The organism is Streptomyces sp. NPDC025793, assembly GCF_055558375.1.
Genome location: NZ_JBVHMR010000014.1, coordinates 116,255 through 132,930 on the forward strand (window position 1 = coordinate 116,255; position 16,676 = coordinate 132,930).

The window sequence follows — 16,676 nt, forward strand, 5'->3', positions numbered from 1 at the left end:
GCACAGGTCTGTCCTGTGGCACGGGACCACACCACCGCCGGGCCTGACTCCGCCCTGCAAAACCCCGTGCCACCGGCGCCACTGCGCGGGCGGTCAGTGCCCGTCGTCCGGCGGCAGTCTGGGCACGTTGGCGCGGAAGAGGCTGACCAGCAGCCCGTACGGTTCGCCGTGTGCGGGGTCCGTCGGGTGAGGCTCGGCGGTCAGGGCCCGCAGCCGGGCCTCCAGCGCCTGCGCCTCGGCAGGGGTGAGCCAGAGATGGCGCAGCGCGGTGTGGGATGACTGGCCGGGCTCGTCCGGCAGCATCTCGTCAAGTGCGGTGTTGATCAGGAACTCCCGGCCGACCGCCGCGTCCTGGTGGAGTCTGAAGGTGGGGCTGACCAGCGCGAAGTACTGCTCGGTGCCGCCGCGCACCTGGCGGGTCTCGGCCAGTCGGACCAGTCCGGCCTCGCGCAGCACGCGGACGTGGTAGCCGATGGTGCCTTTGCTCATCCCCAGGGCCTGGGCGAGATGGCGCAGCGTCGCGGGGCGTTGGCGCAGCGCGTTGACCATACGGTGGCGCACGGGGTGTCCGAGGGCCTTGAACTGCTCGGCCGCGCGCAGTACGAGCGCGTCCTGCTCGTCGCGGGGTTGCTGGTCGTGATCGGCGTCGTTCCCACACGCGGGTGGCTGTTCTGCTGCCATGACGAAAGTGTCGGGGAACTTCAACACTTTTGACAACTCGGTCGCGTCCGCGTCAGAATCCCTGCGTCGAGAAAGTGGCGAGAATTGTCGTCGCTTTCACTCACCCGGAAGACCTCAAGGAGCCCGATGCCCCTCGCCACGGCCCGTGTCGCCACCGCTCGTCCCGCCCGCTACCTCAAGCAGCTCGTTGCGCACATGAGCCACAAGGCCACCACCTCCCTCGCCCCCGACGGCCGCGGCACGATCACGGTCGCTGCCGGGACCTGCCGCCTCGCGCCCGCCCTGAACCAGCTGGAGCTGACTGCCACCGCGTCCGACGCCGAGTCGCTGGCCCGGGTCCAGGACGTGATCACCCGTCACCTGCTGCGCTTCGCCACCCACGAGGAACTCGCCGTGGAGTGGACCGCCCCGATCGACGGCGGCGAGCTGGAGCCCGTCGCCCCCGTCGTCAGCGAGTACCTGCTCAGCCACCACACGCCTGCCGACGACGTCCTCAGGGAGCTGACCGTCGCCACCCACGAGGCCGCCGTCGACGCCGCGCCCATGCAGGTCTCCTCCGACGAGGGCACGCTGCTCACCATGCTGACCCGGCTGACCGGCGCGCGCTTCGCGGTCGAGGTCGGCGTCTTCACCGGCTACTCGACCCTCTGCATCGCCCGCGGTCTGGCCGACGGCGGACGGCTGCTCGCCTGCGACATCAGTGCGGAGTGGGCTGCGATCGGCCGGCCGCACTGGGAGCGCGCGGGCGTCGCCGACCGGATCGACCTGCGCCTCGCCCCCGCGCTGGAAACGCTGCGCTCGCTCGACGCCGAGCCCGTCATCGACATCGCGTTCATCGACGCCGACAAGGTCAACTACCCCGCGTACTACGAGGAGATCGTGCGGCGGCTGCGTCCCGGCGGACTGGTGGTACTGGACAACGTCTTCCTCGGCGGCCGCGTCTTCGACCCCGCCTACCAGGAAGAGCACCACCAGGCGATGCGGCGGTTGAACGACCTGATCACGGCCGACGAACGGGTGGATTCGGTGATGCTGCCGGTACGCGACGGCATCACCCTCGCCCGGCGTCGCTGACGCACTCACAAGCCACGGAGCCGGGGGGCGTGATCCTCGTGGAACTCGCTCGCCGCCGGCTGGAACGACCCCCGCAGGCGGGCAGCCGGACCGATCGACCCGGCCGTGCCGTCAGCCCATCACCACGATCCGGAGTGCGCAAGCGCCCCGCCCCCCGGCGGACGAAACGCCGTCGTGGTTCTTCACGGCGCACCCGAGAAGCGCGAACATGCTGCACCATGGAAATTCTGCTCGTGGTGAGCGCGTTCAACAGCCTCTCCCAGCGGGTGTACGCGGAACTCTCGGACCAGGGCCACCGGGTGGACATCGTCCTCGCCACGCAGGGCGACGACCCGGTCCGCGCCGCCGTACGCGAACGGCGTCCGGAGCTGATCATCGCCCCGATGCTGAGGACGGCTCTGCCCGAGGACGTGTGGCGGGAGCACACCTGCCTCGTCGTGCATCCCGGGCCGCCCGGCGACCGTGGTCCCTCCTCGCTCGACTGGGCGATCGCCGAGCGGGCCCCGCGGTGGGGTGTCACGGTGCTCCAGGCCGAGGCGGCCATGGACGCCGGGGACATCTGGGCGGCGGAGCCGTTCACCGTGGCGCCCGTCGGCAAGAGCGACCTGTACCGGAACGAGGTCTCCGACGCCGCCCTGTCCGCCGTCCTGCTGGCCGTGCGCCGCTACGCCGCCGGCGGGTACGAGCCCCGCCCGCAGACCGACGGCTCCGACACCCCCCTGCACATCGTCCGGCGCGGCTTCTTCCGGCAGGAGCGGCGCCGCATCGACTGGTCGGACGACAGCACCGAGGCCGTGCTCCGCAAGCTGCGCGGCGCCGACTCGCAGCCGGGTGTCCTGGACGAACTCCTGGGCCGCGAGGTGTTCCTGCACGGCGGTCACGCCGAGGACCGGCTGCGCGGCCGCCCCGGCGAGCTCCTCGCGACCCGGGCGGGCGCCGTCTGCCGCGCCACCCGCGACGGTGCCGTGTGGATCCCGGAGCTGCGCCCGCGCAAGGGCTCCGGCGACCCGGCACCCTTCCGGCGCCCCGCCGCCTCCGTCCTGGCCTCCTTCGCCGGGCCGCACGAGCTCGACCTCGCCGAGGACACCGTCCCGTTCGAACTGCCCGCGCACCGCCGCACCTGGACCGACATCCGATACCGGCAGCGCGGCGAAGTCGGCTTCCTGAGCTTCTCCTTCCCGGGCGGCGCGATGAGCACAGACCAGTGCCGCAGGCTCCTCACCGCATACGAACAGGCACTGGCCCGCCCCACCTCCGTGCTGGTGCTCGGCTCCGACCGTGACTTCTTCTCCAACGGCATCCACCTGAACGTCATCGAGGCGGCCGCCGACCCCGCCGAGGAGTCCTGGCGGAACATCAACGCCATGGACGACCTCGTCGAGGCGGTGCTGCGCACCACCGACCGGCTGGTGGTCGCCGCGCTCGCCGGCAACGCCGCCGCCGGCGGCGCCATGCTCGCGCTCGCCGCCGACCAGGTGTGGTGCCGTACCGGCGCCGTGCTCAATCCGCACTACCGGCGGATGGGCCTGTACGGCTCCGAGTTCTGGACGTACACGCTCCCGCGCCGCGTCGGAGCCGACACGGCCCGCCGGCTCATGCGGGAGGCCCTGCCCCTGAGCGCCGCGTCGGCCGCACGGCTCGCCCTGGTGGACCGGCTCCTGACCACCGCGCCGGGCGAGTTCGCGACCGAGGCCGAGCGGCTGGCCACCGCTCTCGCCGCCGCACCGGACCTAGGGCACCGCATCGCCGCCAAGGCCGCGGCACGCCGCACGGACGAGGAGGTACAGCCGCTCGCGGCCTACCGGCGTGACGAACTCGCCCGCGTGCACGCCGCCTTCTTCGACCCCGCGGCCCCGTACCACGCCCTGCGCTCGGCCTTCGTACGCAAGGAGCCCGCCGCTTCCGCCCGCCCCCTGGCAACGCCGGCGGGCGCCGTCCGGTGAACTCCCGGAACGACCGGCCGCCGTCACGGTGTGCGGGGCAGGCGGCTCGACGCCTCGCGGTTCCGCGGCAGCGGCGCGGGCGAGCGCCGGATGACCGACCCGGATTACCGATGCGGCCGTCGCCTTCGGCAGGATGGGCGCATGACCGAGATCCGCACCCCCCGTCTCCTCCTCCGCAGCTGGCACGACGACGACCTCGTGCCGATGGCGGACATCAACGCGGACCCCCGCGTCATGCGCTGGATCGACGACGGCTCGGTGCGCGGCCTGGACGACACGGCCGAGGACATCGAGCGGTGGGAGGAGGAGTGGGACGAGGAGGGCTTCGGACTCTTCGCCGTCGAACTGCTGGCCTCCGGCGAGCTGATCGGCTTCACGGGACTGACCGTGCCCGAGTTCCTGCCGGAGGTGATGCCCGCCGTGGCGATCAGCTGGCGGCTCGGCTCACAGTTCTGGGGCCAGGGATACGCGTCCGAAGCCGCCCACGCCACGCTGGAGTTCGCTCTCCAGGACCGCGGCCTGGACCGCGTCATCAGCATCAACCGGGTGGGTGACAACGCCTCCGAGAACGTCATCCGCAAGCTCGGCATGGTGCCCGAGCGGGAGACGGCACACCCGGTGTACGGCTACCCGCTGCGGGTTCACGCCATCGATCTCACCGAGTTCCAGGCATGAACCCGCCCTCCCGCCAAGGCCGGTGAAGTTCACGTCGGTCCGGACGCGAGCGGGAGGTGGGCGTGTGTGGCCTCGGGCCCGAGGTTGTTCGACGATGGTGGACGTCCGGAACCGGCGCCGCTGGTGGGCAGCCGGACGGAGAGCTGGGCCGGTCGGGTCCCGAACAGGGCGTGCCGGACAGCAGCACGCCGAACAGGGCAGCGGCCGGGGCCGCCGGGGATCATGAGGGCGGCTGGCAGGCTTGGTACCAACTAGGTACCATCAGAGAATGCCATCACTGAACGTGTCCTTCTCCGACGAGGAACTGGAAGGCGTCCGCGCCGCCGCCACCGCGGAGGGCAAGAGCCTGAAGCAGTACCTGCACGATCTCGGCGTACGCGAGATGCATCGCAAGCGATTCGTCGCCGGCGCCGCCGCCTGGGCCGACAGGCTGCGCGACGAGTTCGACGAGGCGTTCCCCGACGAGGTTCCCCCCTCCCTGCGTGGCGGCGGAGCTGCGGCTGCCTGATGGTTCTGTACATCGATGTCTCCTGGCTGCTCGACGTCCAGGAGGCGGCCCTCGGGCACGAGGACGTGACGGTGACCGACTACTCGGCGCTGGTGGCGGCCGTCGCGCGGCACAAGACCAAGATGCCGACGCTTGAGACGTCCGATCCGGACACCGCCTGGCGGGCGGCCGCGCTTTTGCACACGATCGTGCGCCTTGAACCGCTTCCGCACCGTAATAGCCTCTTCGCCGCTTTCGTGGCCGCGCAGTACATGGACCAGTCCGGCGAGGGCATCGACCCGCCCTACGGCGCCCTGTCCGATCTGGTCCGCAAGATCCGGGACACCCGCCTGAGTGTCTACGCCGTCGCCGACGCCTTGCGCTCCTGGAAGATCTGAGGCACGCGTTCACCCGCAACGTCGCGCAGCGTCAGGGTCGGCATGCGCCGGCTGACTCCGTCGATCTCACGCTGGAGTTCGTTACCGGTTCCAGGGCCGTCCAGCCATGGCCGCCGCCGTAGCCGCACCGCCGATCAGCGCCAGGTCAGCGCCGCGTCAGCCGGGCCTGGCATCGTCGTACTCGTGAACGGCACCGCGGGACACCGCGGGGGCCGGGAGCGAGGAGAGGTGCCCGGAGCGGCTTATCGGGGACCAGGGCGGCAGCCCGAAGTCGGACCCTCGTGGTCCACGCAGGTTCAAATCCTGCCCTCTCCGCCACACACCGCGGGTGGGTTCACAAGGGGTTCAGCGGGGTGATGCCCGTGCCCTTGTACAGATCGGGGTGCAGGGACAGGACCGTGACCGGGGCACCGGCCTTGACCGCGTGCCAGGCGATCGCGGCCGCGTGGGCCACCGGCCAGTCCGCGTTCTTCCAGTCCATCGCCTCCGCCGCGTGTGCCGCGGTGAACGGGGTGTGCTCCGCGAAACGCAGGGATGCCGCGTGTCTGCCCGCGCCCCGGACCTGGCGTTCGGCGGCCAGGACGGACAGCGACGGGACGATGACGCGGCCGGTGCCGCGTGAGGCCTCGATGTAGAGGCCGGTGAAGAAGGGATCCGCGCGGTACAGGGCGGCGAGTGCGGTGTGGTCCAGGACGGCCGTCAGGTTCACGCGGCGGTGCCGCCCTGATGGGCGCGGATCTTCGCCCAGGCGTCCTGTCCGGCCCGCTGGACCTGCTCGGTGTACTCGACGCCGAGCTCACGGGCGGCCTCGACGGCCCGCTGCTCCCGTTCGGCCACCGTGAGCTCCCGGGTGGCCAGCTCTTCCAGCAGCTCGGTGATCGTGGTGCCGCGTTCCGCAGCGAGGATGCGCAGGCGGTCGCGGACTTCCTCGCTGGTCTTGATGCTCGTCGGCTTGCCCATGGCACCGATTCTACCGCCGGTAGAACCTGAGGGGCGGGGCCGGGCTCAGTTCTTCAGCCGGTGCGGATGCGCCGGGTACACACCGAGGATCCGCACCTCGGAGGAGAAGAAGCGCAGTTCGTGCAGGGCGAGGGCGACCCGTTCCTCGTCCGGGTGTCCCTCGATCTCGGCGTAGAAGCGGCTGGCGCCCAGCCCCGCGCCCATCTGGTAGCTCTCGATCTTGGTGAGGTTCACGCCACCGCTCGCGAAACCCCCGAGCGCCTTGTACAGCGCGCTGGGGATGTTGCGCACACAGAAGAACAGGCTCGTCATCGTCGGCTCCCCCGGGTACGGAGCCGGCGAGGCGTCCCGGGACAGGACGACGAACCGCGTGGTGTTGTCCGGGTCGTCCTCGACGCCGGAGCGCAGCACGTCCAAGCCGTGGAGCGCGGCCGCGGCGGGCGGGGCGAGCGCCGCGTGCCGCGAATCGCCCAGCTCTGCCACCTCACGCGCCGCTCCGGCCGTGTCGTCGCTGACGAGGGTGCGCCAGCCGCCCTCCCGCAGCACCTTGCGGCACTGTCCGAGCGCGTGCACGTGGCTGCGTACGCACTCGACGTCGGCCGCCGTCGCGCCGGGCACCCCCATCAGGTCGAAGCGGATGGCGAGGAAGTACTCGGCGACGATGAACAGGCCCGACTCCGGCAGCAGATGGTGCACGTCGGCGACGCGGCCCGCCGCGGAGTTGTCCACCGGGATCACGGCGACGTCGGCCGCGCCCAGCGTCACGGCGTCCAGGGCCTGCTCGAAGCCGGTGCAGGGCAGTTCGCCGCTCTCGGGGTACAGTGCGCGCGCGGCGGTGGCCGAGTTGGATCCGGGTTCACCCTGATATGCGACGGTCGTCACCGTGTTCAGCCTTCCTGAGGGACATCCTGGTGGGCGGCAGGAGCTCCGTCCCGTACCGCGCCTGATGCAGTATCGGTGTACGGGCTCCGATCAGTCGCACCAGGTGGGTCCGGGCGCTGTCTCAGGAAGTGGTCGTCTCGGTGAGCTCGGCGTCAGGGCGCGGATGTCGCTATGACCACGGAGCCGGAGCCGCACTGGGATCTCGGGGTCTTCGCGCCCGGCTTCTTCGGGGCGATGGTGCGCGGGTCGACCGCCTCCCCCGGGGCTCCCTCGCGGTACAGGCCCTCGGGCAGGCTGTCACGGTCATGGGGCAGCAGGAAGAACACCCGGCGCTTGTACAGGCCGCTGTCGGGGTCCGGGGAGGCGCCCTCGTCCAGCAGCGCGTACCCCACCATGCGCCCGTCGCGTGCGTACGGCGGCTTGGTGTTGCGTCGCCTGGTCTTGTCGAGCGCCTGACGGACGTAGTCGAGCCGTTCGAGGTTCTCCAGCCACACCACCTCGGCCTCGTGGATGAGGTCGCTCTCGGTCAACAGCGAACTCATGGCTGCAGCCTCTCCTTCATGGGCGTGCTCCCCCGGCCATCGGACATGGCCGGGCGTCTGTACCCGGGGCCCGTCCACCATCGTAAAGCGCACGACGACCACGGTGTAGGGCGTGTGGTGGCGAGAGCCGAGGGAAGTCGGCCCTCATGGGTGCTCCAGCAGGGCGATGCCCGGATAGTACTTCCGGCCGTTCGACTTGATCATGTCGGTCGGTGACGCCACGCCCACCTCCTGGCGGACACGGTTGGCGAAGGCACGGGGCGTGGCGGGCCGGATGCCCTCCCCGGCGTTGCACCACGAGCTGTACTCCGAGTACAGCAGCCCCTGTTCCACCCTCAGGTCCTTGCCGCAATCGCCGTCGCGCGTGCAGCACTCGGCCAGGAAACGGCCGATGTGGTCCTCGGTGGTGGCATACGCCGTCGTGGCGAAACGGACCCGGTCGGGGCCCTCCAGCGGGTCCCTGGTGAGCAGATAGCGCTGCGCGCCCCGGATGAGCCACTGCAGGATCCCCGGGCCCTCGTCGCGGACGAGTTCGAAGGCGAGGTTGTCGATCCTGCGGTGCGCCGGGACGGTCCGGGTGAAGGGCAGCAGGCGGATGCGCCGCCAGAACGCGAAGCCGCCCGTGGAGACTTCGGGACGGTGGTTGCCCAGCAGCCACAGGTGGTGGGTCGGGGTGAACGAGAAGTAGTCCTGCCGCATGCGGCGCGCCTTGATCTTGTCACCGCCCGTCAGGAGCCGGACGCGGGCTTCGTCGAACTTGTCGTTCGGCTTCAGCTCGCTGCACACGACCAGGCGGCGGCCGTGCAGTTCGGTCAGCTCGGTGGAGTGCTCGGAAAACGCACCACGGTCCATCAGAAAGCCCGGCGGGGCAGCGTCCGCGTAGTCGCCGAGGATCTGGATCATGATGTCGAGCAGCACGGACTTGCCGTTCTTGCCCTCACCGTGCAGGAAGGGCAGAACCTGCGCTCCCACGTCACCGGTGATGGAGTACCCGAGCAGCAGATGCAGGAAGTCGATCATCTCCCGGCCCTCGTCGTCGTCACCGAAGGTGTCGGCGAGGAACCGGTGCCAGCGAGGGGTCTCCATCTCCTGGGGGGCGACGCTGGTGGCACGGGAATGGAAGTCACGTGTGGGGTCGGCTTTGCGTAGGCGCCCGCTGTGCAGGTCGACCACCCCGACGGGCGTGCACAGGGCGTAGGGGTCCCCGTCCAGCTGGTCGGGGTCGACGGAGATGTCCGGTGAGGCCTTCGCCTGGGTCAGCAGTGCCTTCAGACCTGTGGTGGACAGCGTACGGCGCTTGTGCTGCGCGAGTTCCCGGTCGCTGAAGACCCCACGCGGGTCGGTGCCGGGCATGTCCTCTGCCATCTCCCCCGCGGCCCACAGCGCGGCCTTCTCCCCTCCCCCGCGCTTCCACCGGTAACCGTCCCAGGCGAACCAGCCCAGGCCCTCCACATGGCGGAACTGGTCGCAGTGCTGCTGCACGAAGAGGCGGGCGTTCCCACGGTCCGAGAGGGACGGGGGCATCAGCGGTGCCGGGTCGGCGCCCCCGTGCCCCGGGGACGGCACGGAGACGTTCGCGTATCCCTGTGCGGGCAGCCGGGCGTGACCGGCGACCGGGTCCGCCGCCTGCAGGTCGAGCATCTGCTGAGCGGCGGCCTGCGGGTCGAAACGCGGCGAGCCATCGGCGCTGCTGCTCATGGACGTCCTTTGAGGTGGAGAGGGCGGACGGACCCTACGGCAAGGGCGTCGTCGACGATCTTTTCATTGCGGGACTGCTGCCAGGGGCGGGCGTACTGGGCGACACGGAGGAGCCGGTCACGAATGGCGGCGTGCTCCAGATGGCCCGCTCCGACCAGTCCGCCGGCGGTGTAGGCCGCTCGGTTCAGCTTCTCCGTGAACCCGGTCCCCTGCGGGGCAGCGGCGCACTCCGCGACCAGGGCGATCAGCGGATCGATGAGCTGCTGGGCCCCGGCCGCGCTCCCCCGCCCCCTGGCCGGGGCCGGAGCCCGCAGCGGCGCGGACACGACGGCAGGAGCAGGGGCAGGAGCAGACGCCGTACGAGCCTCGATCACATGTCCCGTACGACGCAGTTCACGCCGGAGCCACTCGGGCAGTACGGCCGGACGGCGAGCCGTCCCCACCGCTCGGTAGACGCCCTGCGGCGTCCTGGTCCCCGGAGCGACGATGTAACCGCCGTCGGCTCGTACGTCCACCTGCCAGGCGAGCGCGGTGCGCCGGGCGGAACCGGTCGAACACCTGTAGCGGACGGAGCTGTCGGGGTTGCGGTACCAGACGTGCAGCCCGCCCGAGGGGGTGCGCACCCGCAGCGTGTCTGCGTCCTCGGCGGGCGAGTTCTTCCCCCGGTACGCCGCCAGCAGGGCCAACGTGTCGAAGCCGGAGGCCAGTCCGTCGAGTCGTACCTGTTCGGGAATGGGGATACCCGGGAGCAGGTGTCCCCGGTCGGGGACCGGCGCCTGGTGTGCGTCGACGTCGATGACGACGAGCCCTGCGGGACCGCAGGCCACACCCACCCCCGCTGCGGGCGTGGCGGCCCACCAGCGCTCGACGAGGCCGGGGTCGGCGGTGGCGGCGTGGAAGCCGTGACAAGGGCGTCCTGCGGGCAGACAGGGGCACGACGCCGGTTCGTGCCTGCTGGCCGTGCAGGCAGGGCAGTTCCGGACAGGGGTCTTCCGCCCCGGGGCCAGAGGATGGACCGGCCAGCCCTGGGCGGCGCACCACCGCGCGACAGCGTGCGAGGACCCGGGCACGACTGGCGCCGCACTGTCGCGGGCCTCACCTTCGCGCGGCACGGGAATCGTCCTCGTCACTCTGTCTGCCTGATCACTTCGCACATCTGGCACTTCACACATCTGGCGTGGGGTCTTCGCCCCGCCAGGGACCGAAGGGACTCTGATGCGCAAAAAGTGTACGGCCCACCCTACTGAAAAAGGGGCTGAAGGGACTGAAGAGCACAGTCAAATTGGACCTGTTGAGGGCGGAGCGGAGCTGCCCGGCGCGCGGCCGCCGGGCGATCCTCGGCCGGGGGCGGGCCGACCCCTGAGCGACGAGAGACCGAAGGGGCCAGGGACCAAAGCGCAGGGTCTGTGGAGTTGGCCAGCCCCTGGCCGGATGAACGACATCACCGCAGGTCAGAGCCATGAACCCCCACGAATCAGGGACTGTAGGGACTGAACTCGGCAATTATGAGCTGTACTTGTATATGTGTGTTTGTATGCGCGCGCGCATCTGAACACATCTCTTCTCTACGTCATAATTGCGCTTTTCAGTCCCTACAGTCCCTCTCGCAGCTCGCAACATGCCTCTGACCTGCGTAAATACCAGGGACTGAGGGCCAGGGACCGAAAGGGCCGCAGTCCCTTCAGTCCCCCGGTACAGGCCCTGTGGACCCTTTGGTCCCTGGTGACGAGCAGTTCGAGGCCACTGCCGCGAAACCTCCCGGCTGGACGTTCGGCTCTGCGGACGGGCAGGACGAGAGGCCGTGACGGCTCGCCGTGCAGGCACGGCCGGCCGTGGTGAGTGTGGAGTACCGCCTGGCGCCGGAGCGCCCCTTCCCCGCCGGACCCGCCGCCTGCGAAGCGGCCGCCCCTGGTGGCTGGTGGACCACGCCGTGGCGAGTTCCACACCCAACGGCTCCTGATCGGTGGCGAATCGGCCCGCGCCCACCTGAGTGTCCTGACGCTGCTACCCCTCCGCGACCGGCACGGCATCACCGGCGCGTTCCGGGCAGCCAACCTGCTCTTCGGCCCGTACGACCTGTCGATGACACCGAGCCAGCGATTGTTCGGCTCCAGGCGGCTGTTGGGCAATGACGATCACGTCGTAATGGCGGCTTCATGAACCGCACTGCCCGACTCTGTGCATGGGTGGAAGAGTTGCGCGCGGCAGCGCCGCGGCTGTTGACGGTCGCGGCGCTGCCGCACGTTTCCAGATCAGCACGCGCACGGTGCAGCGTGACCTTCAGGCACTGATGGGGGCCGGTGTCCCGGTGCGCACCACAGCCGGGCGAAACGGGGGTTGGTCGATCGACCCTGCGATGACTCTCCCCCCTCCGTTTCACCGCCGCCGAAGCCTCGGCATCGGTCACCGCGCTCGCCCTGGCCGATGCCTCGGCCTCCTGCGCCGGTGCGGCCCGCACCGCATCCCAGAAGATCGCGGCCTCCATGGCCGGTCCGCCGCCGCAGCGGCCCAGGAGCCCGCCGCCCGGATCGTCGCGCTGCCGGCCCGGACCGAGGAGTCGGTCCGGGCCGCGGTCGAGCAGGCCCTCGCCCACAGCATGGTGCTGCAGCTGTCCTACGCCGACGCGGCAGGGCGGGAGAGCGACCGCGTAGTGAACGGCCGGGGTGCTCACCGCCGGCGGCAGGCGGTACTCATCGCCTGGTGCCGTACACGGCGGGCCGGTCGAGGCTTCCGACTGGACCGAACCACGGCCGCGGCTCCGACCGGCGAGCAGACCCCGCCCCATGACCTGGCCGACCTGCTGCTCGGCTCGGCCGCCGCCGCGACGCAGCCCGCTGCACTGGCTTCACTCATGCCCCGGTCATGAGGACCCGAAGGCACGGTCATCGATCGGGCTTCCATCTATTACGCCGTAATAGATGGAAGCCCGATCGATGACCGTGGCCCCACTCCCCAAGCCACGTCTCCCGCCCACGTCCGTTCCCGTGCTACCCGGACGCCGACACCGGCCCTCGACCTATTACGCCGTAATAGGTCGAGGGAGGTCACGTCCGATCCCGACCGCTGAAGGCGCAGCGGCTGAGCCTGTCCGTGTGCGCAGACCGACCGGCCAGGTGGGGCAGACGCTGCAGCAGACCGTGCGCCGCGGCAGCACCTATTCGGTGCGTTATCGGCGCGCGATGCTGCTGCTGGCCTCGGCTGGCCGGAACCGGGTCCTGGTGATTGCGTAGCTGGTACAGGCCGATGAGGACACCGTGCGGGTTGTGACCCATCGGTTCGACGAGATCGGCCTGGCCTGTCCGGACCCTCGGTGGGCGGGAGGCCGTCCCCACGTAAGGGGACCTGCTGGGTCGTAGAGACTCGGTGCCGTAGCCGCCGGCAGGTGAGCACCCTCCCCGCCGGAAGCGTCGACTTCTGTGAGCAGACCGTGCCCTTGTTGGTTGGCCGGGAGGCCCTGACCGGGTGCCCGCCATCTTCCACCGCACCCACGGGGTGCGCTCTTCCATGGCTGCTAGTCGATCGGCGACGACCGCTTGTGGGGCGTCCCCCCGCCGCAGGAAGGGCGCTGCGAACACACTGGCCGCGCTGAAGTCGATCCGCGCCGCCCGTCCCGACGGAGCCGCGACCTACGCGATCATGGATAACCTGTCCGCCCACAAGGGCGCCGACATCCGCCGCTGGGCGACGAAGAACAAGGTCGAGTTGTGCTTCACCCCCACCTACGCTTCGTGGGCGAGCCCGATCGAAGCACACTTCGGGCCGCTGAGGCAGTTCACCATCGCCACCTCCAACCACCCGAACCACACCGTGCAGACCCGGAACCTGCACGCCTACCTGCGCTGGCGCAACGCCTACGCACGCCACGCCACCCCGACGTCCTGGCCGCCCAGCGCAAGGAACGCGCCCGCATCCGTAGCGAAAAGGGCATCCGCTCGGGCGGGCGATCACTCAAAGCAGCGTGACGAAGTGGTACTGGATCACGACGCCCTCACTGTGTCTGCCGGCATTCCGGGTCAAGGAATCCCCGAGCGATGGCATTGAAGGCATGCGGCGCTGTCACGGGCAAGAGATGCCCGGCGTGCGGAACCACGGACAGGTGGGCTTCCGGGATGGCCGCCGCGGTCCGTCGGGCATCCGGCAGACTGGCCCGATCCCGCTTTCCGCACAGCACAAGCGTGGGAACGGCGATCCGCGGAAGTACGCAGGAGAGGTCACTCGTCTGCAGAGCCTCCAGCACGTCGATCCACCCCTTGCGATCGGGCAGGTCGGAGACCGCGCGGACCAGCCAGCCGGGGCGATGCCGTTCGATCCGAAGCCGCCGCTGTGACGTCGTGCCCGGTGCGATCTCAGGCCCCCCGGACAGAATCAACCGGGCCACGAGGTCCGGGTTCTCAGCTGCGACCCGCGCGGCCACGATCGCCCCAAGAGAGTGGCCGCACAGGTGAACCGACCGTAGCTGTCGGGCCATACCGGTGACGGATTCGACCGCCGTCGTCAAGCTGAACGGGCCCGGCGAGCCGCCGAACCCCGGCAGATCAGGTGCAACGACGTGAAAGCCATCAGACAACGCTCCCAGCTGACGTCGCCACATCCGACCGCCTTGCCCGGCACCGTGCACCAAGACCAGCGTCGACCGATCAACCTCGCCAGCCTCCAGAACATGCGTCCTCATGGTCACAAGCTCGCAGCCCCACAGGCGCCAGACCAGCCCCAACCGCAGCCCGGTGAGCCGATCCGGTCAGAGCACCAGCCGGTCACAACGCTGATCGGCATCACGCCCTCCGCCGTAGAGTGCATGCCCCTCCGATGGCGCCGTTCGGAGCGCTGCTGTACGCGGAGAAGAGCGTCCAGGCGCTTCGAAGGCAGCCCCCGAGGTGCAGCGGGCCGCAGCGCTGAAGCGCGTGCGGTTGTGGGGGAGTACCTGTACGAGCAGACCGAGGTCCATCAGACGCCGACGGTGGATTCATTGCGGCGCCTGGAAGTTCCACGCGCTGCCTGCCTATTACGCCGTAATAGGTCTCGCCATGGCTCGTACACGGCGGCACGCACCTCACGGATGCTGAAGCTGCACGGGCGGTCGGCGCAGCAGTTCACCCGGCGGGCGATCGAGCGTGACGATGCGGCGGTCGGGGTGGGAAGCGAAGCCGCAAAGGAGAGCCGACGGGATTCGGCGGCCGGCGCCGCGTGCCTTGGCACGGCAGTGCCGTTGGGAACCTGCCCTCCGGCTATTACGCCGTAATAGGTCTGACGCCCTCGATGAGAGGGCGGGCGGTGGGGGAGCGGGGGCGTGGGGGAGTGGCCCGGCTGTTGGTGAACCTCGCTGAGCTATTACGCCGTAATAGGTCAGCGGGACTCATCCTTTGGGGCCGACTCCGGTACGAGACCCTATGCGCATGATCCATTCCGACACACGGCCTAGTCGTCTGCAACCAGAAGGGCAGTGTCGGGCCAGCGCGGGCCTCACTCCTTCGTCGGGCGAACCCGGCTGCGCGAACCGGGCATATCCATTGGCGCCGCATCACGCTCGAACAGTTCGATTCTTCGCTCAGAACGATTCTCCGGGAAACGGCTTCGACGGCGGCGGAGCGACTTTCGCGCCTGAGCGCTTACGAGGCAGAGGCGCTGATGCTGAGCGACCGCGATCACTCGGCCGTGTGTGACGGGCGTGATGGCAGGATGTGAGGATGACGGCGGATCAGCCCTGGGCAGGGCTCCACGGTGACCTGCTCGCAGCGAAGACATTGGTGTACGACCCGAGTGGCTTCGCTTGCTCACAGCCGGTCCCCGAACCGGAGAGTGCCGAATACGCGGCTCACGGTTCACGGTCGACGGCTTGTCGGTCAGGTTCCGCGTGGCCAAGACCACCCCGACGAAGGTCGGCCAGTTCGTCACCGTGTGGCAGCGATCCGCAGAAGGCCCGATCCGGCCCTTCGAGGCCGACGACGGGGTTGACCTCTTCGTCGTCAGCAGCCGTGACAGCGGCTGCTTCGGACAGTTCGTGTTCCCGCGAGAGGTGCTGTGCGAGCGCGGCATCGTATCCAGGGACGGTTCCGGCGGGAAGCGAGGGTTCCGCGTCTACCCGCCATGGGTGACCACGATCAATCGTCAGGCACGCAGCACTCAGGCGTGGCAGGTGAACCACTTCCTGTATCTCGGGGAGGACCGGGCTGTCGAGATGGAGCGCGCCAAAGCCCTCTACCACCCGTAGCCGCGACCCACGTCCAACCGGTTCGACGCGTCGGCAGAAGAGCGGTGCGGGCGCGTGCGGAACTCACGGATGACGAACGGGAGTTGATCGAGCAGTTGCAATGGTGTGACGCGGGCGTCTTCGAGGCCTTGACGGACAGGATGATCGCGGAGGCCCCCGCCGGGCGGGTGTGTCAGGTCATGGCGAGCCGGTCCACCAGCAGCTCCACCAGCAGCTCCACCATCGGCTCGGCGTCCTCGGGCAGCAGGCGGCCCGCGCGGTCAGGGTGGCCAGCCCGTGCAGGGACGCCCAGGACACCTCGGTGAACAGCCCCGGGGTGTCCTCATGCGCGTACGCCAGGCCGCCGTCGAGCTGGAACATGGCGCCGTAGTCCGCCGGGCGGCGACCGCGTCTCAGCCCTGCGGTTCGGCGAGTTCGCGGGCCGTCGCCACGATGAGGCGCTTGCCTGTATCGGCATGATTTGATTCTAGCGCCGCTAGACAATCGAGCGGCAGCAGTACTAGCGTTGCCTCATCAGCTAGCAACGATAGATCCCAGGAGGGGTCGTCATGCTCAACGCACTTGAGGTGTTCACCACCGTGGTCGTCGGCCTGATGGTGGGCGTGGAGTTCTCCGTCGCCTTCGTCATGAACCGGATCTTCAATGCCCTCCCCGAGGACAGTGACCAACTCGGCCGCGCCCACGGGGGTCGGATGCTCGGCGCCGTGATGCCGTTCTGGTACATAGGCTCGCTCGTCCTCAGCGCGATCTGGGCCGTCGCCGGATGGCACCACCATGGCACCGGCCTCGTCGTCACCGCCGCCGCGCTGCTGATCCTCAGCGTGATCATGTCGCTCCTGCTGCTCGTCCCGATCAACAACCGGGGCAAGACGTGGACCCCCGAGAACCGGCCCGAGGACTGGAAGGAGCAGATGAACCGCTGGGACCGCTTCCACTACGTCCGCGTCGCCGTCATCATCGCCGCCTTCACCCTGCTGGTCGCCGCCCTCACCTGAGCCCGCGGGCCGACACCGCGCTGGTGGCGGACACGGGCACCAGCGACGGCCCTTGAGCATCCGTCAGATCTCCTCGTGCATCCAGTACGGCGGTGGCCGGCCTCGGTGCCGTGGGACAACAACCGATAGCGAG

At 69.8% G+C, this 16,676-nt stretch carries 17 protein-coding genes, 1 tRNA gene and 2 pseudogenes; 11 read left to right on the forward strand and 9 right to left on the reverse strand.

The window, feature by feature from the left end; all coding sequences use genetic code 11:
- Positions 1-93: 93 nt before the first annotated feature.
- Positions 94-681, reverse strand: a complete 588-nt coding sequence (locus tag ACZ4MF_RS25800) for an ArsR/SmtB family transcription factor (protein WP_467494298.1) — start codon at positions 679-681, stop codon at positions 94-96.
- A 126-nt stretch (positions 682-807) separates the two neighbouring features.
- On the opposite strand from ACZ4MF_RS25800, the gene ACZ4MF_RS25805 reads away from it, so the two are divergent.
- The 6 genes from ACZ4MF_RS25805 (at position 808) to ACZ4MF_RS25830 (ending at position 5,576) form a co-directional block, all read left to right on the forward strand.
- Positions 808-1,755, forward strand: coding sequence for a DUF2218 domain-containing protein (locus ACZ4MF_RS25805; RefSeq protein ID WP_467494299.1), 948 nt, complete (start codon positions 808-810; stop codon positions 1,753-1,755).
- A gap of 218 nt (positions 1,756-1,973) precedes the next feature.
- Complete coding sequence (locus ACZ4MF_RS25810) at positions 1,974-3,698, forward strand: enoyl-CoA hydratase-related protein (protein ID WP_467494300.1); 1,725 nt, start codon at positions 1,974-1,976, stop codon at positions 3,696-3,698.
- 141 nt (positions 3,699-3,839) lie between these two features.
- Positions 3,840-4,373: a GNAT family N-acetyltransferase gene (locus tag ACZ4MF_RS25815; RefSeq protein WP_467494301.1), complete on the forward strand. Its 534-nt coding sequence runs from the start codon at positions 3,840-3,842 to the stop codon at positions 4,371-4,373.
- 268 nt (positions 4,374-4,641) lie between these two features.
- A complete protein-coding gene (locus ACZ4MF_RS25820; RefSeq protein WP_467494302.1) occupies positions 4,642-4,881 on the forward strand; it encodes a hypothetical protein in 240 nt (79 codons plus the stop codon).
- Positions 4,881-5,258, forward strand: coding sequence for a toxin Doc (locus tag ACZ4MF_RS25825; protein ID WP_467494303.1), 378 nt, complete (start codon positions 4,881-4,883; stop codon positions 5,256-5,258). Before ACZ4MF_RS25820 ends, ACZ4MF_RS25825 begins: the two co-directional genes overlap by 1 nt.
- A gap of 222 nt (positions 5,259-5,480) precedes the next feature.
- Positions 5,481-5,576 (forward strand) — tRNA-OTHER (locus ACZ4MF_RS25830).
- Between the two features lie 16 nt (positions 5,577-5,592).
- Here ACZ4MF_RS25830 and ACZ4MF_RS25835 read toward each other — a convergent pair.
- From ACZ4MF_RS25835 to ACZ4MF_RS25860, 6 genes are all read right to left on the reverse strand, one after another.
- Positions 5,593-5,967 carry a PIN domain-containing protein gene (locus tag ACZ4MF_RS25835; protein ID WP_467494304.1) on the reverse strand — a complete coding sequence of 125 codons (375 nt, stop codon included), beginning with the start codon at positions 5,965-5,967 and terminating at the stop codon, positions 5,593-5,595.
- Positions 5,964-6,218 carry a hypothetical protein gene (locus tag ACZ4MF_RS25840; RefSeq protein WP_467494305.1) on the reverse strand — a complete coding sequence of 85 codons (255 nt, stop codon included), beginning with the start codon at positions 6,216-6,218 and terminating at the stop codon, positions 5,964-5,966. Before ACZ4MF_RS25840 ends, ACZ4MF_RS25835 begins: the two co-directional genes overlap by 4 nt.
- Before the next feature lie 45 nt (positions 6,219-6,263).
- The gene (locus ACZ4MF_RS25845) at positions 6,264-7,100 is read right to left on the reverse strand and encodes a prephenate dehydratase (RefSeq protein WP_467494306.1); all 837 of its coding nucleotides are present in this window, start codon (positions 7,098-7,100) and stop codon (positions 6,264-6,266) included.
- A 152-nt stretch (positions 7,101-7,252) separates the two neighbouring features.
- Entirely contained in the window at positions 7,253-7,642 is a 390-nt protein-coding gene (locus ACZ4MF_RS25850) for a DUF6009 family protein (protein ID WP_356030423.1), read from the reverse strand.
- 144 nt (positions 7,643-7,786) lie between these two features.
- On the reverse strand, positions 7,787-9,340 hold the full coding sequence (locus tag ACZ4MF_RS25855) for a DNA primase family protein (protein ID WP_467494307.1): 1,554 nt from the start codon (positions 9,338-9,340) through the stop codon (positions 7,787-7,789).
- Entirely contained in the window at positions 9,337-10,452 is a 1,116-nt protein-coding gene (locus tag ACZ4MF_RS25860) for a bifunctional DNA primase/polymerase (protein ID WP_467494308.1), read from the reverse strand. The genes ACZ4MF_RS25855 and ACZ4MF_RS25860 overlap by 4 nt, the downstream gene beginning before the upstream one ends.
- A gap of 729 nt (positions 10,453-11,181) precedes the next feature.
- Between ACZ4MF_RS25860 and ACZ4MF_RS25865 the strand changes: the two genes are divergently transcribed.
- From ACZ4MF_RS25865 to ACZ4MF_RS25875, 3 genes and pseudogenes are all read left to right on the forward strand, one after another.
- Positions 11,182-11,472 carry a hypothetical protein gene (locus tag ACZ4MF_RS25865; protein WP_467494309.1) on the forward strand — a complete coding sequence of 97 codons (291 nt, stop codon included), beginning with the start codon at positions 11,182-11,184 and terminating at the stop codon, positions 11,470-11,472.
- Positions 11,473-11,936: 464 nt separating this feature from the next.
- The gene (locus tag ACZ4MF_RS25870; RefSeq protein ID WP_467494392.1) at positions 11,937-12,206 is read left to right on the forward strand and encodes a WYL domain-containing protein; all 270 of its coding nucleotides are present in this window, start codon (positions 11,937-11,939) and stop codon (positions 12,204-12,206) included.
- Positions 12,207-12,393: 187 nt separating this feature from the next.
- Positions 12,394-13,302, forward strand: a pseudogene (locus tag ACZ4MF_RS25875) (transposase).
- A 26-nt stretch (positions 13,303-13,328) separates the two neighbouring features.
- Here ACZ4MF_RS25875 and ACZ4MF_RS25880 read toward each other — a convergent pair.
- Entirely contained in the window at positions 13,329-14,012 is a 684-nt protein-coding gene (locus ACZ4MF_RS25880; RefSeq protein WP_467494310.1) for an alpha/beta fold hydrolase, read from the reverse strand.
- Positions 14,013-15,024: 1,012 nt separating this feature from the next.
- Here ACZ4MF_RS25880 and ACZ4MF_RS25885 point away from each other — a divergent pair.
- Positions 15,025-15,548, forward strand: a pseudogene (locus tag ACZ4MF_RS25885) (MepB family protein).
- A 177-nt stretch (positions 15,549-15,725) separates the two neighbouring features.
- Here the strand turns inward: ACZ4MF_RS25885 and ACZ4MF_RS25890 are convergent.
- Entirely contained in the window at positions 15,726-15,908 is a 183-nt protein-coding gene (locus tag ACZ4MF_RS25890) for a hypothetical protein (RefSeq protein WP_467494311.1), read from the reverse strand.
- A 188-nt stretch (positions 15,909-16,096) separates the two neighbouring features.
- Here ACZ4MF_RS25890 and ACZ4MF_RS25895 point away from each other — a divergent pair, with 188 nt between their 5' ends.
- A complete protein-coding gene (locus tag ACZ4MF_RS25895; protein ID WP_467494312.1) occupies positions 16,097-16,543 on the forward strand; it encodes an anthrone oxygenase family protein in 447 nt (148 codons plus the stop codon).
- The last annotated feature ends 133 nt before the right edge of the window (positions 16,544-16,676 follow it).

Excerpts from the sequence above, each read along its gene's own strand:
- ACZ4MF_RS25800 (WP_467494298.1), bottom strand. The coding sequence starts at position 681 with ATGGCAGCAGAACAGCCACCCGCGTGTGGGAACGACGCCGATCACGAC.
- ACZ4MF_RS25805 (WP_467494299.1), top strand. The coding sequence starts at position 808 with ATGCCCCTCGCCACGGCCCGTGTCGCCACCGCTCGTCCCGCCCGCTAC.
- ACZ4MF_RS25810 (WP_467494300.1), top strand. The coding sequence starts at position 1,974 with ATGGAAATTCTGCTCGTGGTGAGCGCGTTCAACAGCCTCTCCCAGCGG.
- ACZ4MF_RS25815 (WP_467494301.1), top strand. The coding sequence starts at position 3,840 with ATGACCGAGATCCGCACCCCCCGTCTCCTCCTCCGCAGCTGGCACGAC.
- ACZ4MF_RS25820 (WP_467494302.1), top strand. The coding sequence starts at position 4,642 with ATGCCATCACTGAACGTGTCCTTCTCCGACGAGGAACTGGAAGGCGTC.
- ACZ4MF_RS25825 (WP_467494303.1), top strand. The coding sequence starts at position 4,881 with ATGGTTCTGTACATCGATGTCTCCTGGCTGCTCGACGTCCAGGAGGCG.
- ACZ4MF_RS25840 (WP_467494305.1), bottom strand. The coding sequence starts at position 6,218 with ATGGGCAAGCCGACGAGCATCAAGACCAGCGAGGAAGTCCGCGACCGC.
- ACZ4MF_RS25850 (WP_356030423.1), bottom strand. The coding sequence starts at position 7,642 with ATGAGTTCGCTGTTGACCGAGAGCGACCTCATCCACGAGGCCGAGGTG.
- ACZ4MF_RS25855 (WP_467494307.1), bottom strand. The coding sequence starts at position 9,340 with ATGAGCAGCAGCGCCGATGGCTCGCCGCGTTTCGACCCGCAGGCCGCC.
- ACZ4MF_RS25870 (WP_467494392.1), top strand. The coding sequence starts at position 11,937 with ATGGTGCTGCAGCTGTCCTACGCCGACGCGGCAGGGCGGGAGAGCGAC.
- ACZ4MF_RS25880 (WP_467494310.1), bottom strand. The coding sequence starts at position 14,012 with ATGAGGACGCATGTTCTGGAGGCTGGCGAGGTTGATCGGTCGACGCTG.
- ACZ4MF_RS25890 (WP_467494311.1), bottom strand. The coding sequence starts at position 15,908 with ATGTTCCAGCTCGACGGCGGCCTGGCGTACGCGCATGAGGACACCCCG.
- ACZ4MF_RS25895 (WP_467494312.1), top strand. The coding sequence starts at position 16,097 with ATGCTCAACGCACTTGAGGTGTTCACCACCGTGGTCGTCGGCCTGATG.